Origin of the sequence: Terriglobus saanensis SP1PR4 (assembly GCF_000179915.2) — a bacterium.
Taxonomy (GTDB): domain Bacteria; phylum Acidobacteriota; class Terriglobia; order Terriglobales; family Acidobacteriaceae; genus Terriglobus; species Terriglobus saanensis.
Window position 1 is genome coordinate 2,853,737 of record NC_014963.1, and the last position, 21,627, is coordinate 2,875,363.

General features: G+C 55.8%; 25 protein-coding genes, 1 tRNA gene and 1 pseudogene. 13 read left to right on the forward strand and 14 right to left on the reverse strand.

The genetic code is table 11. The features are described from left to right. Positions 1 to 123 precede the first annotated feature (123 nt). Positions 124 to 1,149: an ISL3 family transposase gene (locus ACIPR4_RS23105; RefSeq protein WP_245536315.1), complete on the reverse strand. Its 1,026-nt coding sequence runs from the start codon at positions 1,147 to 1,149 to the stop codon at positions 124 to 126. 337 nt (positions 1,150 to 1,486) lie between these two features. Here ACIPR4_RS23105 and ACIPR4_RS11630 point away from each other — a divergent pair, with 337 nt between their 5' ends. The 7 genes and pseudogenes from ACIPR4_RS11630 to ACIPR4_RS23115 all read left to right on the forward strand — a co-directional run bounded on the left by ACIPR4_RS11630 (position 1,487) and on the right by ACIPR4_RS23115 (position 6,613). Continuing rightward, on the forward strand, positions 1,487 to 1,864 hold the full coding sequence (locus tag ACIPR4_RS11630) for a DUF418 domain-containing protein (RefSeq protein ID WP_041586062.1): 378 nt from the start codon (positions 1,487 to 1,489) through the stop codon (positions 1,862 to 1,864). A 74-nt stretch (positions 1,865 to 1,938) separates the two neighbouring features. Next, positions 1,939 to 2,712 (forward strand): tyrosine-type recombinase/integrase, encoded by a 774-nt coding sequence (locus ACIPR4_RS11635; protein ID WP_049780872.1) that lies wholly within the window; start codon positions 1,939 to 1,941, stop codon positions 2,710 to 2,712. A gap of 514 nt (positions 2,713 to 3,226) precedes the next feature. Next, entirely contained in the window at positions 3,227 to 3,541 is a 315-nt protein-coding gene (locus ACIPR4_RS11640) for a helix-turn-helix domain-containing protein (RefSeq protein ID WP_013568860.1), read from the forward strand. Then, entirely contained in the window at positions 3,522 to 4,769 is a 1,248-nt protein-coding gene (locus ACIPR4_RS11645; RefSeq protein WP_013568861.1) for a type II toxin-antitoxin system HipA family toxin, read from the forward strand. Before ACIPR4_RS11640 ends, ACIPR4_RS11645 begins: the two co-directional genes overlap by 20 nt. Positions 4,770 to 5,036: 267 nt before the next feature. Then, positions 5,037 to 5,303 (forward strand): annotated as a pseudogene (locus tag ACIPR4_RS23110) (hypothetical protein); the annotation flags it as partial. 61 nt (positions 5,304 to 5,364) lie between these two features. After that, positions 5,365 to 6,348, forward strand: a complete 984-nt coding sequence (locus ACIPR4_RS11650; RefSeq protein ID WP_245536551.1) for a ParB/RepB/Spo0J family partition protein — start codon at positions 5,365 to 5,367, stop codon at positions 6,346 to 6,348. A 40-nt stretch (positions 6,349 to 6,388) separates the two neighbouring features. Then, positions 6,389 to 6,613, forward strand: a complete 225-nt coding sequence (locus ACIPR4_RS23115; RefSeq protein WP_245536316.1) for a hypothetical protein — start codon at positions 6,389 to 6,391, stop codon at positions 6,611 to 6,613. A 904-nt stretch (positions 6,614 to 7,517) separates the two neighbouring features. On the opposite strand, the gene ACIPR4_RS11655 is transcribed toward ACIPR4_RS23115, so the two are convergent. Beyond that, positions 7,518 to 8,105: a TetR/AcrR family transcriptional regulator gene (locus tag ACIPR4_RS11655; protein WP_013568862.1), complete on the reverse strand. Its 588-nt coding sequence runs from the start codon at positions 8,103 to 8,105 to the stop codon at positions 7,518 to 7,520. Between the two features lie 118 nt (positions 8,106 to 8,223). Here ACIPR4_RS11655 and ACIPR4_RS11660 point away from each other — a divergent pair, with 118 nt between their 5' ends. From ACIPR4_RS11660 to trxB, 3 genes are all read left to right on the forward strand, one after another. Next, positions 8,224 to 8,889 carry a peroxiredoxin-like family protein gene (locus ACIPR4_RS11660; RefSeq protein ID WP_013568863.1) on the forward strand — a complete coding sequence of 222 codons (666 nt, stop codon included), beginning with the start codon at positions 8,224 to 8,226 and terminating at the stop codon, positions 8,887 to 8,889. A gap of 149 nt (positions 8,890 to 9,038) precedes the next feature. After that, positions 9,039 to 10,271, forward strand: a complete 1,233-nt coding sequence (locus ACIPR4_RS11665) for an MFS transporter (RefSeq protein WP_013568864.1) — start codon at positions 9,039 to 9,041, stop codon at positions 10,269 to 10,271. 107 nt (positions 10,272 to 10,378) lie between these two features. After that, the gene (trxB, locus tag ACIPR4_RS11670; RefSeq protein WP_013568865.1) at positions 10,379 to 11,347 is read left to right on the forward strand and encodes a thioredoxin-disulfide reductase; all 969 of its coding nucleotides are present in this window, start codon (positions 10,379 to 10,381) and stop codon (positions 11,345 to 11,347) included. Here trxB and ACIPR4_RS11675 read toward each other — a convergent pair whose 3' ends face one another. The 7 genes from ACIPR4_RS11675 to ACIPR4_RS11700 form a co-directional block, all read right to left on the reverse strand. After that, on the reverse strand, positions 11,348 to 11,944 hold the full coding sequence (locus ACIPR4_RS11675) for a hypothetical protein (protein WP_013568866.1): 597 nt from the start codon (positions 11,942 to 11,944) through the stop codon (positions 11,348 to 11,350). It abuts the gene before it with no gap. 57 nt (positions 11,945 to 12,001) lie between these two features. Further along, positions 12,002 to 12,415, reverse strand: a complete 414-nt coding sequence (locus ACIPR4_RS11680; protein ID WP_013568867.1) for a DoxX family protein — start codon at positions 12,413 to 12,415, stop codon at positions 12,002 to 12,004. 70 nt (positions 12,416 to 12,485) lie between these two features. Beyond that, positions 12,486 to 13,346, reverse strand: a complete 861-nt coding sequence (locus ACIPR4_RS11685) for an MBL fold metallo-hydrolase (protein WP_083811920.1) — start codon at positions 13,344 to 13,346, stop codon at positions 12,486 to 12,488. After that, positions 13,261 to 13,473: a hypothetical protein gene (locus ACIPR4_RS22735; protein ID WP_187290167.1), complete on the reverse strand. Its 213-nt coding sequence runs from the start codon at positions 13,471 to 13,473 to the stop codon at positions 13,261 to 13,263. The genes ACIPR4_RS11685 and ACIPR4_RS22735 overlap by 86 nt, the downstream gene beginning before the upstream one ends. Positions 13,474 to 13,596: 123 nt before the next feature. After that, the gene (locus tag ACIPR4_RS11695; protein ID WP_013568868.1) at positions 13,597 to 14,337 is read right to left on the reverse strand and encodes a hypothetical protein; all 741 of its coding nucleotides are present in this window, start codon (positions 14,335 to 14,337) and stop codon (positions 13,597 to 13,599) included. 11 nt (positions 14,338 to 14,348) lie between these two features. Beyond that, positions 14,349 to 14,513: a hypothetical protein gene (locus tag ACIPR4_RS22740; RefSeq protein ID WP_013568869.1), complete on the reverse strand. Its 165-nt coding sequence runs from the start codon at positions 14,511 to 14,513 to the stop codon at positions 14,349 to 14,351. A gap of 691 nt (positions 14,514 to 15,204) precedes the next feature. Next, positions 15,205 to 16,143 carry a LysR family transcriptional regulator gene (locus ACIPR4_RS11700; protein WP_013568871.1) on the reverse strand — a complete coding sequence of 313 codons (939 nt, stop codon included), beginning with the start codon at positions 16,141 to 16,143 and terminating at the stop codon, positions 15,205 to 15,207. A gap of 270 nt (positions 16,144 to 16,413) precedes the next feature. Between ACIPR4_RS11700 and ACIPR4_RS23520 the strand changes: the two genes are divergently transcribed. Both ACIPR4_RS23520 and ACIPR4_RS11705 read left to right on the forward strand, forming a co-directional pair. Then, on the forward strand, positions 16,414 to 16,632 hold the full coding sequence (locus ACIPR4_RS23520) for a helix-turn-helix domain-containing protein (protein ID WP_144312410.1): 219 nt from the start codon (positions 16,414 to 16,416) through the stop codon (positions 16,630 to 16,632). 34 nt (positions 16,633 to 16,666) lie between these two features. Then, the gene (locus ACIPR4_RS11705; RefSeq protein ID WP_013568872.1) at positions 16,667 to 17,926 is read left to right on the forward strand and encodes a tyrosine-type recombinase/integrase; all 1,260 of its coding nucleotides are present in this window, start codon (positions 16,667 to 16,669) and stop codon (positions 17,924 to 17,926) included. Positions 17,927 to 17,948: 22 nt separating this feature from the next. On the opposite strand, the gene ACIPR4_RS11710 is transcribed toward ACIPR4_RS11705, so the two are convergent. Continuing rightward, positions 17,949 to 18,025 (reverse strand) — tRNA-Asp (locus ACIPR4_RS11710). Positions 18,026 to 18,350: 325 nt separating this feature from the next. Beyond that, positions 18,351 to 18,629: a helix-turn-helix domain-containing protein gene (locus ACIPR4_RS21655; protein WP_281046748.1), complete on the reverse strand. Its 279-nt coding sequence runs from the start codon at positions 18,627 to 18,629 to the stop codon at positions 18,351 to 18,353. Between the two features lie 298 nt (positions 18,630 to 18,927). Between ACIPR4_RS21655 and ACIPR4_RS11720 the strand changes: the two genes are divergently transcribed. Further along, positions 18,928 to 19,197, forward strand: a complete 270-nt coding sequence (locus ACIPR4_RS11720; RefSeq protein WP_041586065.1) for a hypothetical protein — start codon at positions 18,928 to 18,930, stop codon at positions 19,195 to 19,197. 72 nt (positions 19,198 to 19,269) lie between these two features. Here the strand turns inward: ACIPR4_RS11720 and ACIPR4_RS11725 are convergent, their stop codons facing one another. The 3 genes from ACIPR4_RS11725 to ACIPR4_RS11735 all read right to left on the reverse strand — a co-directional run bounded on the left by ACIPR4_RS11725 (position 19,270) and on the right by ACIPR4_RS11735 (position 21,517). Next, positions 19,270 to 19,524, reverse strand: coding sequence for a LysR family transcriptional regulator (locus ACIPR4_RS11725; protein WP_013568875.1), 255 nt, complete (start codon positions 19,522 to 19,524; stop codon positions 19,270 to 19,272). A 151-nt stretch (positions 19,525 to 19,675) separates the two neighbouring features. Further along, positions 19,676 to 20,461, reverse strand: coding sequence for a glucose 1-dehydrogenase (locus ACIPR4_RS11730; RefSeq protein WP_013568876.1), 786 nt, complete (start codon positions 20,459 to 20,461; stop codon positions 19,676 to 19,678). A 57-nt stretch (positions 20,462 to 20,518) separates the two neighbouring features. Further along, positions 20,519 to 21,517, reverse strand: coding sequence for a quinone oxidoreductase family protein (locus ACIPR4_RS11735; protein WP_425358320.1), 999 nt, complete (start codon positions 21,515 to 21,517; stop codon positions 20,519 to 20,521). Between the last annotated feature and the right edge of the window lie 110 nt (positions 21,518 to 21,627).

Genomic DNA, 21,627 nt, shown 5'->3' on the forward strand with positions numbered 1-21,627 from the left:
CTTCGAAGCCAGCGCCAGACGCTGCAACCCCTGCCTGAAAAGCCGAGTTGCTTGATCTCGCGCCAGAGCTGGGTGGCGTTCCTGCAGCCATCGCGGTAGCGCTTCTCGAGATGCTCGCCGAACTCATCGACCGTGTTCGGAAGCCTGCGTTCCTTGCGTTCCGGGAAGACGCCCGCAGGCCATCCATCGCTGCACGGTGCGTAACGGGATCCCTATATGCCGCGCAGCTTGAGAATGGTTCATCCCGCCATCGACCAGCCGTTTCATGGCTTCATAGCGTTCCAGGCGTCGTGCCCGGTTCTGTTCTTTTCGCTTGTGCGCTTCTGTGGCTGGTTGCTCAACCGCTAAGTGCGGAACTGTTTGCGGCTCCAGAAGATCGCGAACCTCTCTCATCAAAGGACGATGGCGCTCAAGGGATCGGGTTAGAGTCTCGAAGAGATTATTCAGCAGGTGCCAGCGGTCCGCCACCTGTGTCGCCGCAGGCGCTCCTCTCGCGATGGCTGCGCCGAAGCTTCCGGCACGGTCACGGCTCACAACTTCTACGCTCGGGTGTTGACGCAGCCACGCTGCGACTGTCTCTGTGCTCCGGTTCGGCAGCAGATCAATCACTCGTCCCTGCTCCAGATCGCAGAGAATGGTTCCGTACCTATGCCCCTTCTTCCATGCCCACTCGTCGATGCCGAGCACTCGCGGTGCAGAGGATGCAGAGGGATGCGCCTGTCTGCGGAGCTCTCGAAGCAGCGTCGATCCGCTTGCAAGCAAACCCAGTTTACGGGCCAGCCGCGCGCCTGCTCGTCCACCGAGCGCGAGCGTAACCCAACGGAGTGCTTCACACGAGCGAAGACTTCGCCGAGCATAGCGTGCCACCGTTCCAGGCAACGGCTCTGTGAAGATGTGGCGTGGACATCGCTCGTCCCTACAGGAGAACTTCCGCGTCTGGAGCAGAATCTTTACGGGAAGTCCCTCCCAGGGTAGGTCTGCGACCGTCCGCCGATATCGGCTATGCACCCTGGCGGAACGGCGGTTGCAGCCCGGGCAAAGAGAGGAAGGCTGGCAGGCACGGAGTTCTATCTGGACCGTTCCCGCCTTCTGGCGAAGACAGATCAGCTTCACTTCAGAGTGGTTCGGAATCAAAGTCCCTCGGTTCATCCATACAGATCTACACCTGCCGGGGCACCTTCACCAAAAGTGCGCCAGAACCCACTTAATTTGAAAAGCGACAATGCGGCCACCACCGGTAGTTGCCCCCTAGAGATCGCTCTACCACCATAGAAACGTGACTCCGCGTTTCCCCTCACCTGATTACAGAATTTAAGGTCGGGCTCAATAGATACTTTGCTACCTGGGAGAACAACGTATCTGGAGGTCCTCATGGAATAAGGATGCGGCACTGGTGTTTAATCCGCCGAACCCAGTTCTGCAGATCGGAGTCAAAGGTGTCGAAAGCTGCACTGATTACCCTACTACCGCTCAGGAAGATGCAACAATGTCAGGCGCGATGGTTTCTCCCGTAGAGAAGAGTGAACGACTTTCAAGCATCGATATTTTGCGCGGCGTGGCCCTGCTCGGCATTTTGGTGGCCAATATCGACACTTTCGGGAATCCGGAGCCGGTGCACGACATTCCGATTGGAACGCCGATCGACAATTTTGCCGGTCCGCATGCACACTTGAATCTGGCGCTCTTGTTCGTGAAGTGGATGTTCTTTGAGGGGAAGATGCGAGGCCTCTTTTCGATGCTCTTCGGGGCGGGGCTGCCGGTGATCGCAATGGCAGAAAAGCGTTCTCTACGCGAGCTGCTTATGAATACAACCTGCAGAACTGGATTCTTCCTCGTTGGGGAGATCACACGCTCGACCAGGTAAAGTCCATTGCCGTCGAAGAATGGCTGGATGGAATCAAGCGGGCCAACGGTACACGAGCCAAGATTCGGAACCTTATGAGCGCGATTTTTACTCACGCAATGCGATACGAGTGGACGGATCGAAATCCGATCAAACTGGTTCGCCAAAGCGCGAAGCGTGAACGCGTTCCCGATGTGCTGGAATTCCACGAACTCCAACTTCTGCTGAGTAAGCTCGAACCAAGGGAGCGCACTCTAGATCTCCTGGACGCCGGTACGGGACTACGCGTGAGCGAACTTCTCGCGCTTCGGTGGCGGGATGTGGACTTTACCAATCTTGAACTCAGTGTGACTCGCTCCATCTGGCATGACTTTACCAATCTTGAACTCAGTGTGACTCGCTCCATCTGGCATCAGGTAGTCGGAGATTGCAAGACGGAGGCCTCTGCCAAGCCGGTTCCCCTCGACATCTACATGGCGGAGGATCTGCAACGCTGGCGTCGCCGGAGTGCTTATCCAATGGAGGACGATTTTGTCTTCGCCAGTGAAACTATGAGGGGAAAACAGCCGTACTGGCCGGACAACTTAATGAAGCGTCACATTCGTCCGGTCGCCAAGGCGAACGGCATCCACAAAAACATCGGTTGGCATACTTTCCGGCACTCCTTCGGCACGCTGCTGAAGGCCAACGGAGAGGACGTCAAAACCGTTCTGGAGCTCTTGCGGCACGCCAACAGCAGAATCACGCTAGACGTTTATACGCAGGCAACGAGCTCGCACAAGCGGGCAGCGCAGAGCAAGGTTGTAAGGATGATGGTTCCCAATCTGGGTGAAAGGAAGGTTGAACCACACCCTCAAAAAGCAGGATAGGCTGCTTATCGCACCCATATCAAACCCACGACCTCTACCTTTTTGATGTCACTTGGGTGCCATAGATTCCGTAAGTCTTTTGGAATGTATGGCGGGGACGACGGGGCTCGAACCCGCGACCTCTGCCGTGACAGTGAGCCTAAAACCCGTAACTTATAGAAACGCCGGGCAATGGGTGGCTCCAATAGGCCCTAAAAGGTACACCGAGGAACCGTTATTGTGTCCATGTTGTGCCCTCAAATTTCCCCTAAAAACGCTCCTAAACCCTTCAAAATCGACCTGAGACCTCTGCCGTCCTGCGGCATTATTCGCGTTTTCCGCCCCTCTCCTCTGCCTGATATCGGCAGAGGCTCCGCAAAATGGAAAGCGAATAAAAGGCGAACACTCCCTCCTAAAAAGCGAGGAGAGTACGAAATGGGCACAATTGCGCCCTCGTTTTGGCATGTTTTGGCAAAGCGTGGGCACAAGGGCGCAAACATATCTTTAGAGATATAATTCTCCATGGGTATACCTCATGGCATATATTCAGGGACAAGTTCGAATAGCACGGGAATCGAAGCGCCTCACCCAGGCCGATCTCGGTTCGCGCATCGGTCAGCCCCAAAGCGCCGTTTCCCGTATTGAGCGCGGCGGCGACCTCCGGGTCTCCACTCTGCTGGAGATGGCCCGCGTTCTGGAAATGGAACCCATGCTGATCCCGAAGCATCTGGTTCCAGCCGTGCAGGCTCTTGTCGGACACGCCACAGGGGGCCGGAGCCAGGTTCTAGCCTCAGAGGCAAATATTCCCTTGGTAGGCGGAGTGCCGGAAGATGCCGAAGACAGCGAATAATACGAATCGGCCTTCGGTACTGGAAGTGCGCCTTGGAGAAACCCTGGTGGGCACACTCACAAACCTGCCGAACGACCAGAACCTCTTCGTCTTCGATTCGGCGTATGTCTCCGATGAGAACCGTCCTGTCCTGAGTCTGAGCTTTTACGATGCCTACCGCAATCCGATCACGAATGTTCGCCCCGTGACGCGCAGGTTGCCGCCGTTCTTCTCCAATCTTCTCCCCGAAGGGGCGTTACGGCAGTTCATTGCCGAGCACGGCGAAGTCAACGCACAGCGAGAATTCTTCCTGCTCTGGCTGTTGGGAAACGATCTTCCTGGCGCTGTGACGGTGCGCGATGCGGAGGGCCGCACCCTGCCCCCGTCAGAAAAGAATCCCGGAGTGACCCGCGCGCGCGCAGGCCGGGATGTACTGCGATTCTCCTTGGCGGGCGTGCAGTTGAAACTCTCCGCCATCGGAAACCCCGACCGCCAGCTTTCCATCCCCGCCTCCAGCATGGGCGGCCATTGGATTGTCAAACTGCCGTCGCCCGCGTATCCGGGGCTACCGGAGAACGAGTTTTCCATGATGGAGTTTGCGCGTGCAATAGGGATTCAGGTGCCCGAAATCGGGTTGATTCCACTGGACGAGATTCCCGGCATTCCGGAGCCCTGGCAGCAGTTCAAAGGAAACGCGTATTACATCCGGCGATTTGATCGTGGTTCTCATGGCAAACGCATCCATATCGAGGACTTCAATCAGCTCTATGGCCAGTTCTCGGAAGCCAAATACAAGAACTACAGCTATACGAATATGGCTAACGATCTATGGCGGTTGACCGATGAGACACAGTTCGCCGAGTTTATCCGTCGGCTGATCTTTAACGTGGCCATCGGCAACAACGATATGCACCTGAAGAACTGGTCCCTTATCTATCCGGACGGACATATGCCACTGCTAGCACCCGCCTATGATTTCGTATCGACCGTGCGCTACATCGCGGATGATCGGCTGGCGCTCTCGATTGCCAAGGAAAAATCTCCAACTGAATTAAACCTGGAGTTGTTGGAGCGCTTTGCTCGAAAAGCCCAGGTGCCGAGCAAATTGGTGCTCGATATCGCCAGAGAAACTGCGGACACGGTGATGAGTCTCTGGCCTGCGATCCAGAAGGAACTACCGCTCGACCGGGCTACGCGCCATCAGATCACAGAGCATATGAAGTCCATTCCAATTCTCCGAGCCAGATAGACGCCCCCGAGTGCCCTCGTTAAGGAGCATTCCAAGCATCGTCTATTACGTTTTGGAATAGCCAAACACCCTTTTGTTATTGGACACCGCGAACTGAGCACCCTTACGTTTGCGCCATGCTGACACAGAGTCAGCGGAGGTGCAAAGATGCTCAGAATCCGCCACGCAATCCGGTTGGGAAAGCCTCTCAATCGGTCGTCCAATCGCTCCGCCAAACGGTGGGCAATACCCCTCTCAAAGCAATCCCTCCGCCACGCTCTTCATGTGATGGGACCGACGCTTACTGCACTCGTGTTTGCGGGTGTCGGAAGCGGCGTCGCTCACGCTCAGGGAACGATGGACTTCTCTGGCGCTCAAACGCTGATGACAACCTTCAAAACTTTCGCAATGTACGCTGGGGCCGTTATCTGCCTTGGAGGGCTCATTTTTGCGGGAATTCGCATGATGAGTGGACGGTTCCAGGACGCGATTCCAGGGCTTTTCGGCGCGCTTTTCGGCGCTGGAGTGCTCGGTTGGGGAGCCGGATGGATAGGACCTCCAGCGCCGCGACGTTCACCCGATAGAAGAGGCCAACGGCTTCCGTGCTCTTCTCAACTTGGAAGACCCGAAGTACAGCATCGAACAGATTGCCGCAAAGACGGGCAAGAGTCCGGTGTATGTGGCCTCTCGTCTCAAACTGACCGAGCTAACGCAGAACGTCGTAGATGCGTTTTACCGCGAGGAGATCGGCGTCGGTCATGCGCTCTTGCTGGCGAAGCTCCAGCCCGGCCAGCAGGAACAGGCGCTTGCCGCTTGCTTCAAGGAAGATTGGAGCGCGGGTGGACAGAAGGCCAAACGCATCTTGCTCCCCGTTCGCAGTCTGCATTTCTGGATTGAGTCGAACATTCTTCTCATCCTGAAACTCGCGCCGTTCGACAAGCGGGACGGGCAGCTTGTACCAGCAGCCGGGAGTTGCGTTGACTGCCCCATGCGGACAGGGCATAACAAACTCCTGTTTTCCGACCTCGGCAAGTTGGATGCTTGCACTTCGCCCAACTGCTATCAGGCCAAGGTAGATGGACACGTCGCCAAGACCATCGCGGCCAAGCCCAAGCTCGTGCAAATCAGCACGGCCTATGGACAGCAGAAGGAGGGTAGCGCGACTTTGCCGCGTAACAAGTACGTTGAAGTCCGTCCCGACAAGCCCACCAGCAAAGAAGAGGCGACCCGGCCGGAGTTCAAGACGTGCAAGTTCACCACCGAAGCCATCATCTCAGAGGGCATCGACAAGGGCGAACTGCGTAAGGTATGCACGGAGCAAACCTGCCCAGTGCATCACCCCAAGCCGCGTTCGCAGAAAGTCGCGGATGACCCGAAAGCGAAGGCACAGGAGGAGCGGCAGCGTAGGGAGGCTGCGATTGCCAACACTACCGGCATCCGAACCCTCGCCGCCATCGCCGAAGCCGTTCCGGTGGTTGATGAAACGCGACTTACTCTTCGTCGCCGAACGGCTGGCATCCTTGCTGGACGAAAACCGTCTGTCCATCGTTGCCCGCAGGTACGGCATCAAGAAGGCCAAAGACACCGACTCTCTCGGTAAGCTCTTTGCGGCCTATCTCCGTCGTGCCGAAGAAAGCGTCTTGGGCAGTGTCTTGGTTGAAGCCACCATCCTCTACATGAGCACCCGGCATAACCCGGCTCAGGTGCTTCACGAGGCCGCTACCGTGTACAAGGTGAACACCGATGCCATCGCTCTCAAGGTCAAGCAGGAGTTCACGGCGAAGGAGAAGGCCAGGGCAGAAAAGAAGCCGCCCGTCGAAGCCACACTTGCCAAGAAAGGAGGCTCCGCGAAGAAGGCCGCATAACCCTGTCTGCATGAAAAGTCCCGGATTCGTCCGGGGCTTTTCTTTTTCGGGCGCCGGGAGGACCCGCTTCGGTTTCTCCCGGACTCTCATCCCGTTTGCTTCCGGCCCCCGCTCGCCGGCTGCGAGGCAGGAAGACGTTCCCCCTTCCGTCAGGTAAGGAAGTGGCATTGCTGCCACTCCCTCCCCTTAGAACCGGACGTGATAGTTTCCCATCATCCGGCTCAAGCCGTTGGTAAGCCCCGCGCAAGCGGGGCCGGGGTAACAACGCACAGGGATCAGCGACGTGCGCGGGCCTTCTTGAGTCTCTCGCGAGACTCGAAGTATCCTTTACCCGCTGCCTCGACAGCTTGCCTTGCGGCACAGCTTGCCCCCGAGAGGGCGAAGCATCGGGCTTACCTTGTTCCGTTTGAACGACACGAATGACTTAGTCCCTGCCTGTACACCGGCGGCCTTTCTGTCCGTGTGCTCCAAGTGCAGATGGAAGCAACCGGCCGCATGCCTTTTGGCTGGAGCCTGACAGCGCCTTTGGCTCTGTGGGGATGACGGTGCCTACGGCAGTTCACATGTGTTGGACATATCATTCAGCCTGCCCCTCTCACCGCTTCGACGCTTGCAGTGCGGAAAAACGCCTCACGGAGTTCTTCCTATCCAAAGGAAAGAGAGTGGTTGTCTCGACAGCTATTCGACCCAGCCGTTACCAGCCACGCCGATGTCGATAGGCTACTGCGGACGGAACCGCAGGTTCAGTTCACTCCTTTCGTGTTGAACAATCATTCAAACGACTTCAAGTCGCACTGCACCTTCCCCCTTTACGGCCTGCGGCGCTTTGAATACTGCAGACGCCTATCTCGCTAGCTCTAGATGCCAGCGCGCTCACCAGTTTTCATCTCTGTTCAAATGCGCTTTAGAGTCCGAGTCCGGTGAGAAAGACATCGATCTGCCGCTCGAAGCGAGTTCTCTCATAAGACACCAGGGCCATCCGCCAGAGGCCCTGCATGTAAGTGCTGACGACGGGCACAACAAGCTCAGGCTCGAAGCCCTCTGCGAGAAGTCCATCCCGCTTATCGGCGCTCATCCGAGCGATCATCGCGTTCTGGAGCGTGGAGATTCGCCCTTCGATGTACTGTCGCAGTTCAGCCTCATCAAGTACTTCGTGCGTCAGGCTTCCAGCCATCATGCAAATGACCGAAGGTGTATCGGGATTGTCGAGAGATTCCAAGATGTCCTTGAACAGCGCGCGTACGCCCAGCGCAGCCGTGGGTGCCTCTAGAAATTCCTTGGAACGCTTCCGATCAACAGTCTCGTTGTAATGCTTCAGGCACTCCAGGTAGGCTCGCTTCTTGCTTTTCAGAGTGTTGTAGAAAGAGCTTTCTCCAATACCCATTTCTTTCAGCAGATCGCGCAGCGAAGTGCCTGCATAGCCGCTCTTCCAAAAGAGGCGGGTCGCCCGTTCCAGGGTGGTGTCGTAATCGAACTCCAAAGTCCGTGCCATAAGCGACCTTTCTCATTCTGTAGCGAGTGCTGCAAATAATGCTTGACACGCGAGAGTCGTCCTCTCATTATGTATCGAGTGCTACAGATAGTCAACTCGTGGCACTCAGGAGATCAATATGGCTTACAAACAGGCGGCAGAGTCAATACAGGCAAAGGTCAAGGCTTCACTTGGAGACAAGTTCAGCATTATTTCCGGTGACATGGAGCGGGTCCGCTCGTCCGACGTGCTGGATCACGCTTTGAAAGTTGGCGATGCCGCGCCTGAGTTTACCCTACCGGATGCATTCGGCCATGAAGTCTCGCTCGAAAGTCTGCTGGCTGAAGGGCCGCTCGTCATCAGTTTCTACCGAGGCGAATGGTGCCCGTACTGCAATCTCGAACTGCGTGAACTGCAGGCGGCTCTGCCAAGGATTCAGGCACTGGGCGCGAAACTGGTCGCGATCTCGCCTGAGAAACCGGATGGCGGAATTATCGCCACCGAAAAGAACCAACTGACCTTCCCCATCCTCAGCGACTTCAAGAACAAGGTGGCGCGGCAGTTTGGCATCGTCTTTCAAGTGGGAGATGGGGTGAAGGAACTCGGCAAAAGTCGGTTCAACAACGATCTAGAACTCCGCAATGGAGAAGGGTCTTACCAGCTCCCTGTGCCCGCCACGTATGTGATCGACGCCTCTGGGATCATTCGGTTTTCCCACGTCGATGCGGATTACATGACCGGACGTGTGGAGGCGGAAACCGTGGTGGCGGCACTGGAGGCAATCGCTCAGCCCGTCGTGCAGTAAGCCCCGGGATCTCCATGCGGTAATCCGCGTCTGGATGTTACGGGCGCGGATTTTCTCCGCAGGAGGAGTGATGCTACAAACCCAACCCTTGGGAAGGGTTTCACAACCCCGGTACACCCGGACGAAACACCTGCTTAGGACGGAAAACTATGACAAGCGCGATTCAAACTCCAAACACCCCGTTCGCTCCTCCTATCGGCAAAGTTCTTGTGCCGGTTTTTCTCATCGTCTTCACAGACATCATGGGCTATGGCCTGATGATTCCTCTATTGCCTTTCTACGCAGAGCATTTTGGAGCTTCCGCCTTCACCGTTGGTATGCTCCTGTCGGTTTTCGCTCTCTGTCAGTTGCTCGCTGGACCTCCGCTGGGTCAGCTCTCAGATCGGATTGGCAGGAAACCCGTGCTGGTGATTAGCCAGATCGGCACACTTGCGGGATACATACTGCTCGCCTTATCGAACACCCTATGGCTGATCTTCCTGGCAAGGATCATCGACGGCTTGACCGCGGGGAACATCTCGGTCGCGCACGCATACGTCTCGGACAATACAGCACCCCAACAGAGAACAAAGGCATTCGGTATTGTCGGAGCTGCTTTTGGCCTGGGCATGCTCGTTGGGCCAAGTCTCGGGGGGCTTCTGGCCAGGCACAGCCTGACGACGCCGATTTGGGGAGCTTGCGTTCTTTCAGCCCTCAGCATCGTGGCGACGGCCATTCTATTGCCGAAGGGAATAAAGGCTGAGCACAAAGGGCCGTCCGAGACTTTGCTTCCCGTCAAACCAATCTTGGACTGCTTTCGCGATCCAGCGACAAGCGGGATCTTTTTTCTCTTGTCTCTCTTCTATTTTGTCTTCAACACATTCATATCCGGGTTTGCTTTGTTTTTGGCCGGGCGCGTCACCTGGGGGGGAGAGCCGATCGGACCGCAGACCGCAGGGTTTATGTTCGCTTACGCCGGTCTCCTGAATTTCTTCTTCCAGGCGATAGCTCTGGGACACCTTGTACGGTGGTTCCGGGAGCGCACCTTGGTCTTCACTGGTTTCCTGCTGATGGCCATCGGATTTGGTCTGCTCTCGCTGAGCCATACCGTTCTCGTAACACTGGTATTCCTTACCCTGAGCCATAGTGGTGCGGCGGTACTCAGGCCGACGATCACGGCGCGGCTCTCAAAACGTGTTTCACCACAGCGTCAGGGTCTGGTGATGGGTGTCAATCAATCCGTTATGTCGATTGCCTCTGTTCTCGCACCTCTCGTGGTAGGCCTTTTGATCAATCACGGCTTATACGTTGGCTGGGCTCTCTGGATGTCAGTAATCGCTGCTGCAGGAGCGTTTGGTGTGTCACGCATTTCGTCCATGAGAGATGAACCAGCGGTCAGTTAGCTAACGGCAACACAGACGAGGGCGGCGAAACTCGCCGCCCTCGTTTCCAATGTGTGCCTCGCAAATCGGCGATGGGACACAACCAGCCACAACAGATTAGGAAGATCATGTCGAACACCGTCATCACCGAAACCACCACGCGCGACACCGTCATTCTCGGCTCCGGCTGCGGCGGCCTCACCGCCGCCATCTACACCGGACGCGCCAATCTCAAGCCGCTCGTCATCGAAGGCCACGAGCCCGGCGGCCAACTCTCCATCACCACGCTGGTCGAAAACTTCCCCGGCTGGCCTGAAGGCGTGCAGGGTCCCGAACTCGTCGAAAACATGCGCAAGCAGGCCAAGAAGTTCGGTGCTGAAGTCGGGATGGGTCACCTCGTCAGCGCAGACCTCTCCAAGTCGCCGATCGTCCTCAACTTCGGCAACAAGATCGTCCACACCCGCACGCTCATCGTCGCGTCCGGCGCCAGCGCGCGCTGGCTCGGCCTGCCCAGCGAACAGGCCCTCATCGGCCACGGCGTCTCTTCCTGCGCCACCTGCGACGGCTTCTTCTTCTCCGGCAAAGAGATCTGCGTCATCGGCGGCGGAGACTCCGCCATGGAAGAAGCAATGTTCCTCACGCGCTTCGCGACCAAGGTTTACCTGATCCACCGCTCGGCACAATTCCGCGCCAGCAAGATCATGCTGGCCCGCGCCATGGCGCACCCGCAGATTGAGTTCCTCACGAGCACTGTCGTCGAAGAAGTCCTCGGCGTCGAAGAGAAAGAAGTCAAGGGCATCCGCGTCCGCCACACCGTGACCGGCGACGTGAAGGACATCCCGCTCTCCGGCTTCTTCCTCGGCATCGGCCACATTCCCAACGCGAAGTTCTTCTCCGGCCAGATGGATCTCGACGAGGACGGCTACATCAGGAGCAAGGACAACGTCTTCACCACGCACAACGGCCACGTCATCCCCGGCGTCTTCTGCGCGGGTGACGTTCAGGACCGCCGCTACCGGCAGGCCATCACCGCCGCCGGTTCAGGCTGCATGGCTGCTCTGGAAGTAGAAAAGTACCTCGAGGAGCACGGCCGCTAATCACGGTCCGAACTCCTCGACTCCGTGTGCCCCGTTCATCAAGCCGGTGCAATCGCAGCGATGGTACGTCACATCCTGGCGCAACAACTCGCCGAGTCCGTAGCGCAAGGTTGTCCCTGCAAGGTATTGCCCGTACCTGGATGCATATCGCTTCGCGTAGCCGTCTGCACCTTCGCCCCACTCAGGTATGGCACCGTGCTCAGGATGGTTTCCCGGTCCAACAAATCCGTCAGGAGGATATGGAACCTTCAACGTGCGGCTTTGGTCGACACCTGCCTGAAGCGCGGGTACGAGGAATGCTGCCGGTCCAATCAAGTCGTAAAGGAAGAGCTTCTCGCGCACCTTCATGGGGCGGTAATTCGGATTGGGCGCAGGAGACGGGACTGATGATGACTGAGATGTAGCACCAGGACGCTCGTTCTGAGATGTCGATACCGGAATGGGCGAATCGGGAAGCTCTGGATTGGCGATCTCTGCCACGGCAGATGAGGACACAGCCTGGGCCACAAGTTGCATCCTCGATCCGCCAAGGAGACAGAGGAGCACCAGAGCTGCAAGATGGAACTTGGAGCGAATCAATGCGGGGATATTCTTCATTTGAGGGAAACTTCCTTCTGAACAATCAGTTGTTTGGGCTTAGGACCAGCAGACCGCCTACAGCGCGGAGTGTTCTTCGGCGACCGGGGCAGACAGTCCCGGCTGATCGTTCAGCCAGTAGTAGGTGAAGTAAGAGATGGAAACGACCGTGATTGGAATCACGAGCCTCACCCCTTGGCCGAAACCCTGAACGGCGAAATGGCACCATGCCGCTCCGACGAAGTCGAAGACGAAACCTGCATAAGCCCATTCTTTGAGGCTTGGATATTTCGGTACCAAGAGGGTGATAGCGCCGGCTATTTTCAGAATTCCGATCAGGCTCATGATGTAAAGGGGAAAGCCTATTTCACGGAATTTCGTATCCATAATCTGCGTGTGCAGCAGATACGAGGTCCCGGTGAAAAGGAACACGCAGCAAAACAAGCCTGTGCTTGCCCAATACGTGATCTTCAAAGTCTTCAGAGTTTTCACTGGTTGCTCCTGAGCACTGTTTCTATGTGGGGGAGGATCATATGGGTCCGGTATTCCGATCGGCGGGGAGCTAACGTGTTGCCTTCGCTTCCGCGTACAGAGCCGACACAAACCGATCGGCACTATTGCCTAAGCCAGCGGGCAAGGGATCTGTCCCACCCGGAACCTTGGCGTCATATGGAGCGGTGAGCTTCGCAGCAATCACCTGTTGAAGCGAACTTCCGCTCGCCACCATCGTCTGAACCTTGGCTCGAATGTCGAGGATCATGTCGCGATAGGCTTTGACATCTGTGAGTGTGGGCAACGACCCATGCCCAGGCACGAGCTTCGTATTTGCATCAGCGGTACTCAGCAACAGATCGATGGCTTCGAGCGTTCCCTTGAATGAGGCACCGCGAGTCGCGTCGACAAACGGATAGCCGTAGTTGCGGTAAAAGTCGCCGATCATGATGACATTGGCCGTCTCGAAGCGGATCATCGTGTCGCCGTTGGTGTGGCCTGATGGAAGGGGGATGAGGTCTACCGTTTCACCATCGAGGTGAATCTTCAACGGCGAATTGCTTCCGTAGGTCACGATGGGAAGGCGCTCGGGATCTTTCCAAGAAGCAGCATCCCCAATCGCTGCCAGAACTGCCGGAGGAGGTGGCGTGATGAGAGCCTGTCTCACTTCTTCACGGGCGAAGATGAGAGCACCCATCTTTGCAAAATTGGGATTCCCGCCAGTATGGTCAGGATGATAGTGGGTGTCGATCAGAAACCGGATCGGACCGGGATTGATCTCTTTGATTGCGGCAGCAAGCTTGCCGGAAAGAGGCGCGTAGGTCGCATCGACCATCAACACTCCCTCAGGTCCCGCCAGGATACCGACGACCACCCGCTGCCTCGGGATGGCCAGCGTCTGCACCGGGCGAGCCGGTAAGGATGTAGACATTCGGCGCGAGCTGCTGGGGAATGAACTGGACTTCGGCGTAGCTAATTCCAGCTCCCTGCGCGACGGCCAGCGCAGTAATCATTACTGCAGCAAAGGCAAAGAACACGTTCCTCAAAATAGTTTTCATGCTGTATTGGCTCCTTCGATCGAGCGCTGGAGCGCAATCGATCTGGACTTGATTACAGCTCCCTTTGAAGACCTGCTTCGTAAGCTTGTGTGAAGTTAGGTAAAGCAAGAGAGCTCTCAAGGTTTACTGCTGTTGCACTTTGAAGTTCGTCACAAATACGTCCGTATTATGTGCAAAACGAAGGCCATAAGAACCGTCGAATGACTTGAGCCTCTTGGGTCCAGTCAGTGTGGCTTTGTCGTATGTGCCGACCGCAGTTCCATTGATCGAACAAGTGATTTTGTCGTCCTTGACCGAGAGTGCGATGTCTTGCGTTACAGGCTGGCCTTTGTCGGAAGCTTTATGGATGGCTTGATTTTTCTCTCCAAAGAGACCGTTTAGTCGGAACGGTGCTGGCCCAAACCCACGCGCTATGAATCTCCCATCTCCATACGCGCCACAGTAGAACGCGGTCTGGGATGAAGTCCCCATATCGTTCCCGCCGATGAAGACCCCGTAAGGATGGGGATGAGAATTGAGATTCATGAACCTGGGTTCATTGAAGGTCGCTGTCACCGTGTAATTTCCTGTGACGATCGAACCAGTCTTCCAGTAACTAACAGCTGGCCCAGTCGTGATGTGAAATGCACCGGTTTCCTCTGCAAGCCTTGCATCGGAAATTGACATGCCAGCTTTCTGCTCAGCGGCATCGACCTTCCCGCTCCAGCCGGAGATCTTGATTCCACCATCCGTAACCGCGCGTGAACCCTCCGCGGGTGGGCTTCCCGGCAAACCTACGAGACGCTTGCGTATGGATGTGCAGCCCGTAAAAAGAGCGATGACCATCATCGAGACAACGACCGGTTGGAACCTAATCTTGCGCATTGCTACCTCTCTCAACGTCGGTAGATACGGTACGCAAGTCGAAACAGCCGCGACCGATAGCTGGCGAAAAGTGAGTCGACGCCAACGCCCGGCACTCCACGTTCCCGAAATAATTTCGCTGCGCTTGTCAGAATCAACTCTCGGTTCTCGGCGGCTTTCTTCTTGGAAATCTTCATTACGGACCTCATCCTTTTTGGTATCGGTCGCTACTATTATGCAATGATAGCTTGCGCCATGATTAGTTTGCTACCGCAGTCTTTACAAAACTTTACAAACGCTTACAAGTCGCCGATTGCCAAGCTCTTACAACAAATGAACCGCGCAGTAGCTGCTACGCGGGCCAGGACCGTCGATTCCGAACTCGGATCGATCCTGCGTTTCAAACGCGACTCGAAGCGTACCGAGTCCGAGATCGTGTGGACTACGTGTAAGCCTGAATCCTTCCACAGCTCAGAGGCTGAACGTGTGCCAGCGTGTCGTGAGGGCAGAACGGAGGGATGAATCTGCGAGCTGTCTTAACCCAGATCGGATTACCGATGAAGAGGAATTGAGAGTGACCGAGTCCGTTCCAATCGAGCTAAAAGAGCAGCCATCATCCTCGCGGAAGAGTTGGACTATGCGAGAGCAGCGGAACGACTAAATGGACTAGAACGAGGATTGACAGGAGTGACTATGGGCGATTCAAAGGTTAGTACTGGCGAACTCATTCATGTCCACGTCTGCATTCATTGCGGGTCAATATTCAGACGGGAGGCCTTCGAAGGGAGAGCTCTTACGTCCGGTTTGTTTACTTGTCCAAAGTGCGGCGACGAAGGGCCGCTTAACGTCGAGATTAGAAATACTGACGAACTCTCGGCCTAGCAGATTTCACGATGCAGTAAGCGGTAGCCGAGGTTGCGACTTGAGCCCAAGACTGTCTATCTTTCGTGACGTGGCTCTCACAAACTCTTTCACTAGACGTGATTTTGTATCAGAGCGAACTGCGAGATTGGTCACCAGTCGCAGCTGCGGTTCCGACAACGGTCTCATTGTGATGCCGTCTCGAGAGATACGCCAAGCCGCACTTCGCGGCAGAAACGCTAACGCTTGGTGTTCCAAAATTAGCTCAGATACTTCTTCAGGACTCATTACGTGGAAGATGTCCTTCGGCCGCACGTTCTTGCCTGAACCAACGAGTAGGATCATGTCGTACAGGTAGGCGTTCGCATAGCGACTGAGCAAAATCCAGTTCCGCCCTTGCATCTGTTCCAGCACAATCTCTCGATACTGTCTAAGCGGGTCGTCCATTGCCATCGCGATGTAAAACGGATTGTCCGCGATACGGAGCAGGCTCAGCTTTGGCGTCTCGGGAATCCCGGTTGTCATAGCGGCATCAAGATCGCCTGATATCACCTGGCGCGCGAGTTCGTTTGAATAGTTGCTCCATTGTTTGACCCTCATACCTGGAAATAGAGGCAGGCGGATTGACAACAGTGCGGAAACAAGAAAAGGTTCGGTATACGCTGACTTTCCAAGATTGAAGATCTCATCAGCACCATTGAAGACGGCGGTCGCTGCTGTCACAGCTCGTTCCGTATGCATGACCGCCTCGCGTGCCTCTTCGACAAAGGCGCGCCCTGCATCGGTCAATGTGACGGTCTGGTGATTTCGGTCGAAGAGTCGGAATCCTAACTGGCTCTCTAACTCGTAAATCTGCTTGCTCAGGGTGGACTGACCAATATGCAGCCGGTCGGCGGCACGTGAAAAGTTGAGGTCTTTCGCAACTGCGATGGCAGCTTGCAATAAGCGAATTTCCGGAAGGGCCATGACCATCCTCCAAACTCAGCAATGGGAGACGGCGTGCAGACTGACAGCAGTCAATCGTCAATTTCAACCTAAATTTTAGTCCTTTCCTCTTTGCTTCGCTATCGCCCTTCCGCGCTCGTTATTCCTGCATGGAATAACGCTATCCCTGAATTTCATTGGACGTAAAGCTACATTTGTCACGATCATTGGCTCAATTCAGAGGTCAACCGGGAAGCCCACGGGCTCGTTAGGTATCGGAGTGGACTTCGACGCACGGTTTGGAGTATCCCCATGGCACAGACGCACTACCTTCTTGATGCACACGAAGCTGCACAAATCCTTCGGATGGACAGGCGAACGCTGGTTCGCTGGGCACGTCTCGGTCAAGTCCCGGCCCATCCAATGGGAGAGGGCAAGCGAAAGCTCTGGCGTTTTGTAAACATGAGTTGTTGCAGTGGGTGGAAGCTCGCGCAATCAGCTCGGAACGGCGACCACCAACGAGTACCATAGAGACAGCCATCAACGCTCATGCTAGGAGAACAGCATGAGCCGCTTTCAACAAGGAAGTCTCTTGAAACAAAAGCGCAAAAGCGGACCGGACGTATGGGTGTTTCGCTGGTATGACGAGACCAGTGGGAAGCGCACGTACAAGAAACGCAACCTCGGCACAGTGAAGGATCTTCCTTCACGCCGGGATGCGGAGCAGGCCGTGGCCGACTTTCGCGCAAACATCAACGTCGAGGTCAGGGTTCCGATTACGGTCTCTGAACTCATAGCCCACTACCGCAAACACGAGTTGACTGAGGACAAGAAAGCATTCGCCACGATTGCATCGACCTCGATCTATCTGACCAATCACATCGCTCCGAAGTGGGGTGAGAAGTGGTTATCGGATGTCCGAACCGTGGAAGTTGAAGAGTGGCTGCACTCTCTGCCATACGCTCCAGCGACAAAAAGCAAAATCCGGAACATCATGTCCGCAGTGTTCAACCATGCCATCCGGTATGAGTGGACGCATCGCAACCCCATCACCAAGGTCCGGGCCTCGTCAAAGCGCCTGCGCGAACCGGATGTTCTGACACCTGGCGAATTTTCGGCCCTGGTGGAAGAACTGCCGCTGCGTGTAAAAGCGATGGTGATCCTGGCTGGTAGTACGGGGTTGCGGAGGTCGGAACTGGTTGCCCTGACATGGCGAGATGTCGATCCGCTGCTGATGCAGATCAACGTCCTTCGTTCATGTGTGCGGGGTCGCTTCGGAGATACGAAAACCGAGGCTAGCCGCAAACCCGTTCCACTGCACACGTCGGTCATTGAGTGCCTCGATGTCTGGAGGAAGGAATCCCGCTACAACGGCGAGGACGATTTTCTCTTTCCATCGGTTCGAAATGAGGGAAGAACTCCGGTCACTCCTGACATGATTCTGAAGAAGATCATTCGCCCCGCACTCGTCCGGGCGAAGATCACTGGGAAACGAATCGGATGGCATAGCTTCCGTCACTCTCTGGCGACGAACCTAAGAGCGGCTGGAGCGGACCTGAAGACAGCCCAGGAGCTCCTGCGTCACGCGAACTCGCGGATCACCCTCGATATCTACACGCGGGCGATCTCTGCGAACAAACGTGAGGCTAACAACAAAGTCATGGAGATGGTGATTGAGGCCAGCAAGACCAGGCTTTCAGCACCCTCGCCAGCACCCTCGCGACGGGAGCCTCACCTATTAGAAGGCAGAAAAAAAGGTGCCGGAGACTCTCAGCACCCTTCAGCACCCTCGCGGGCTACTACTGATCTTGTCACTGTGCCATAAACCTTTTATTTTCTTTGGTTTATGGCGGGGACGACGGGACTCGAACCCGCGACCTCTGCCGTGACAGGGCAGCGCTCTAACCAACTGAGCTACGTCCCCACGAGTCTTTTCAGACACTTGGAATATGTCACATAGAATCAGAGAGTTCGCAGCTTTCGCTATTTTCGCTCTGTTCTACCAGTTCGTTGCTGTGGACTCAATTTTGGGCTTCTATAGACACCAAACAGACACCAAGAAGACACCAAAACCACCACTGCAACTACAAAATTAAGTCTACCAGATGAATGCCGTTTTTGGTGTCGATGTCGCCCTCTCACCGGAGGAAAATTGCCTCCTGAGAGTCACTGCGCCTTACCGCGACCGAAGGGTGCCGCTTCCCACATTCATTCCGATTGCCCGCTTTGCAGGTTGGCGAGCAGCGCTTTCAGCCCTTCCCTGCGGGCAACTCAAAGCCGGAGAGTTGTTCCACCTGGCGCAGAAATACGGAAGGCTTCATTTGAAGTGAACCGCAGATGTCGAAGATGCTCCGCAGAGAGGGGTTGGTCTTCCCCAACTCGATGAGACTGATGAAGGCCCTCTCATAGCCGGATTTAGCGGCAAGAGCCTCCTGGCTCATCTTCTGCCGTAACCGATGCTTCCGCAGCAATTGACCGAATGCTACGGACGGATCAAGTTTCGTTTTGTGAACTACAGAAGACGCCACAACTCACTGTGGCACCGCAAGTATATTACGCGCTGCTTATAATACTTGCGGAGTGGGCCGGGGCTCTCCCCAGATGGTCCCTCACGCTCGTGCGCACGGTATCGAGGTCGTGCCTATTGGTGGATCAAACGCGAAGGATGAGGCAAGGAATGAGTAGCTATTCTGAGACGGTGATACTAATCTGCATGTGGTTTCCCCGGAACATTTCGAGCCAATCTCGGCAAATAGAATGTCGGGAGGGAAAACGTGGAATTGGGGCAGCACCCTTGAAGGGAGGGTCCGCTGAATGCAGGTGAGGATGATTATCTTTCCCGGCGAAGACGGTCTCGATGTCGTGATTTGGGGAAAATGGCGCCAGGGATCAATGCGTGCCCGTCATTTTGACAACCGGACTTCCATGCTGGCTACCCTGGAAAACCTCCGGTTGCTCAGCCCCCAAGAATCTCGCGATCTGGAGAGTTTCGTCTTCACAGACTACTGCCCGATCTACTCTGCTGAAATTGATGAAGAGGTTCTTGCGGCCCACGGGTTTCGTTCGGCTGAGAATCTGGGGGGAACTCCTGACTGATCCCTCATACGTTCAAGAGCGTAAATCACCTAACGACGCATTTTGAATTGGTCCGCTAGTGATCCGGAACGATCACGATCTGAACGGGCCGTGTAGCACACTAACCTTACGACAGGCACTCAAAAAAAAACGCCCTTCGTCCGTCACCTCGATGTGATCTTGGTTAGGACGAAATATGTGGAAGCACAACTGTGTCTCCAACTCCGCGATCTGTATTTTCAATTCGGAGGGCGTAACATTTAGCCGTTGCGCTGCGCCGGCATAGCTTAATTCGTCGGCGAGCATGATCGCAGCCCACTTCAATTTGACGTCGATAAATTCAGACACACTCAACCTCCTCGTCCGAAAACTCTGGACCGGATAAATCCGAACCTGTGCCTTCGCACCCCATCAGTCCTCAGCATTGGCTGTTGCGAATCAACTCCGTAGTCGAGCGTGAAGCATGTGCTGGCAATTGGTCGCTAAACTGCTCGATCGCTTACTTCACGCTAAGGCCAACAGTTTGCCCACCATCAACTACCATTGCGTGTCCGGTGGCGAACCCACCCTCAGCCGAGCAAAGCCATAGAACGGCAGAAGCGATTTCCTCGGGCTTGCCCAGACGTCCAATCGGCTCTTGAGCGATCATGCTGGCGTAGCCGTCTGGAGCGCCTGATGCCACGCGCTGAATCATTGGTGTGTCGATAATTCCTGGGCAGATAGCATTGACCCGAATGTTGGACTTGGCGTAGTCCAGAGCTGCGCACTTCGTCAGTCCGATGACACCAAACTTCGTAGCGGCGTAGGCTGCCTGACCATTGATGCCAATCACGCCAGCGCTGGAGGACGTGTTGACAATGGCTCCACCGCCACGCTTGAGCATGACGGGCACGACGTACTTCAAGCATAGGAAGACGCCACGTAGATTGATCGCAACGATGCGGTCCCAGTCTTCCTCCGAGACATCCGCGATGGCTCCGTAGGGTTGCTCGATGCCTGCGTTGTTGAACGCAAGATCCACTCCGCCGAAGGTCGCAACGGCCTTTGCGACGGCAGCCTGCACATCGTCGGACTTGCTGACATCACACGTCACGGCCAGTGACGCGCCGCCAGCTTCTTCGATGAGGCGCGCTGTTTTCTGCACTCCCTCTTCAGCGATGTCCACGACCACTACGCTTGCGCCTTCCCGAGCAAAGGCGAGGGCGGTCGCCTGTCCGATGCCACTGGTAGCACCGGTCACGAAAGCTACTTTACCTGCAAAACGTTGCGCACTATTGGAATTCATTCCGTTGTCCTTTGTTTTGATTTGTTGATGGTTAAACATGTTTGAACAGCCGCCCAACTATGTCAGAAGGACGGTCGCTCCATTGGTCTCTCGCGCTTCCAACCTGCGATGCGCCTCCGCGGCCTCGGCTAGCGGCAACTGGGTCGGAGGCGGAATCTTCACCGCGCCACTTGCGATCACATCGAAAAGCTCCTGGCTCATCGAGAGAACATCCTTCCGATCAGCCAAATACATCGTCAGTCCCGGCCATGTCGCGAAGAGCGAGCCCTTCTCAAGCAAGAGCATGATGTCGAACGGCGGGATGGTCCCAGATGAGAATCCATAGCTGACGAAGTAACCGAAGGGCCGAAGGCAATCGAGGGAATGGGGAAATGTTGCTTTGCCTACGCCGTCGTAGACGACATGGCACCCCTTTCCATCGGTGATCTCCTTCACGCGGACTGCAAAGTCCTCCCGGTGATATTCGATAACGTGGTCACAGCCGTTCTTGCGGGCCATTGCTGCCTTTTCCGTTGACCCAACGGTTCCGATGACGGTTGCACCCAGATGTTTGGCCCATTGGGTCAGGATCGTGCCCACGCCACCGGCTGCTGCCTGAACAAGCACTATGTGTCCGGGTTCCACCCGAAAGGTGCGGCGCAAGAGATATTGGGCCGTCAGACCCTTCAACATTGATGCAGCCGCCGTCTCGTACTTAATTGCGTCAGGCAAATGCACGAGGAAGTGTGCAGGCGCCACGGTCTGCTCTGCATACGCACCCAGCGTTTCGACGAAAGCCACCCGATCCCCGGGCGCAAAATCATGCACCCCCGGCCCGACAGCGAGCACCTCCCCCGCAGCCTCCTTGCCAGGGATAAAGGGCATGGCCGGCGGCGCGAATGCACCGCTACGGAGGTATGTGTCTACGAAATTGACACCGATCGCGTGATTACGCACGAGAACCTCGCCGGAACCGGGCCGGGGCACAGGAACCTCTTCAAGCTTGAGAACTTCTGGACCGCCGTGACTATGGATGCGGACCGCTTTTATCGATGATGATTTTTCTCTCACACCCACATGGATGTGCCGGATGCGGCGGCGGAAGCGATTTCCCTCAAGATCGGCAGGATTGTGCAAAGAGTCGGCAGGATCGGGTAAACTCCGCCCGGTTGGGCTAAGTAGTCTTG

Coding starts and splice junctions, on each gene's coding strand:
- ACIPR4_RS11640 (WP_013568860.1), top strand. CDS start 3,227: ATGGCATATATTCAGGGACAAGTTCGAATAGCACGGGAATCGAAGCGC.
- ACIPR4_RS11730 (WP_013568876.1), bottom strand. CDS start 20,461: ATGAATTCCAATAGTGCGCAACGTTTTGCAGGTAAAGTAGCTTTCGTG.
- ACIPR4_RS11655 (WP_013568862.1), bottom strand. CDS start 8,105: ATGGCACGGACTTTGGAGTTCGATTACGACACCACCCTGGAACGGGCG.
- ACIPR4_RS11645 (WP_013568861.1), top strand. CDS start 3,522: ATGCCGAAGACAGCGAATAATACGAATCGGCCTTCGGTACTGGAAGTG.
- ACIPR4_RS23520 (WP_144312410.1), top strand. CDS start 16,414: ATGGCACAGACGCACTACCTTCTTGATGCACACGAAGCTGCACAAATC.
- ACIPR4_RS11720 (WP_041586065.1), top strand. CDS start 18,928: ATGATTATCTTTCCCGGCGAAGACGGTCTCGATGTCGTGATTTGGGGA.
- ACIPR4_RS22735 (WP_187290167.1), bottom strand. CDS start 13,473: ATGAAAACTATTTTGAGGAACGTGTTCTTTGCCTTTGCTGCAGTAATG.
- ACIPR4_RS11630 (WP_041586062.1), top strand. CDS start 1,487: ATGTCAGGCGCGATGGTTTCTCCCGTAGAGAAGAGTGAACGACTTTCA.
- ACIPR4_RS23105 (WP_245536315.1), bottom strand. CDS start 1,149: ATGAACCGAGGGACTTTGATTCCGAACCACTCTGAAGTGAAGCTGATC.
- ACIPR4_RS11675 (WP_013568866.1), bottom strand. CDS start 11,944: ATGAAGAATATCCCCGCATTGATTCGCTCCAAGTTCCATCTTGCAGCT.
- ACIPR4_RS22740 (WP_013568869.1), bottom strand. CDS start 14,513: ATGAAGATTTCCAAGAAGAAAGCCGCCGAGAACCGAGAGTTGATTCTG.
- trxB (WP_013568865.1), top strand. CDS start 10,379: ATGTCGAACACCGTCATCACCGAAACCACCACGCGCGACACCGTCATT.
- ACIPR4_RS11635 (WP_049780872.1), top strand. CDS start 1,939: ATGAGCGCGATTTTTACTCACGCAATGCGATACGAGTGGACGGATCGA.
- ACIPR4_RS11685 (WP_083811920.1), bottom strand. CDS start 13,346: ATGTCTACATCCTTACCGGCTCGCCCGGTGCAGACGCTGGCCATCCCG.
- ACIPR4_RS11705 (WP_013568872.1), top strand. CDS start 16,667: ATGAGCCGCTTTCAACAAGGAAGTCTCTTGAAACAAAAGCGCAAAAGC.
- ACIPR4_RS11695 (WP_013568868.1), bottom strand. CDS start 14,337: ATGCGCAAGATTAGGTTCCAACCGGTCGTTGTCTCGATGATGGTCATC.
- ACIPR4_RS11700 (WP_013568871.1), bottom strand. CDS start 16,143: ATGGCCCTTCCGGAAATTCGCTTATTGCAAGCTGCCATCGCAGTTGCG.
- ACIPR4_RS11665 (WP_013568864.1), top strand. CDS start 9,039: ATGACAAGCGCGATTCAAACTCCAAACACCCCGTTCGCTCCTCCTATC.
- ACIPR4_RS11660 (WP_013568863.1), top strand. CDS start 8,224: ATGGCTTACAAACAGGCGGCAGAGTCAATACAGGCAAAGGTCAAGGCT.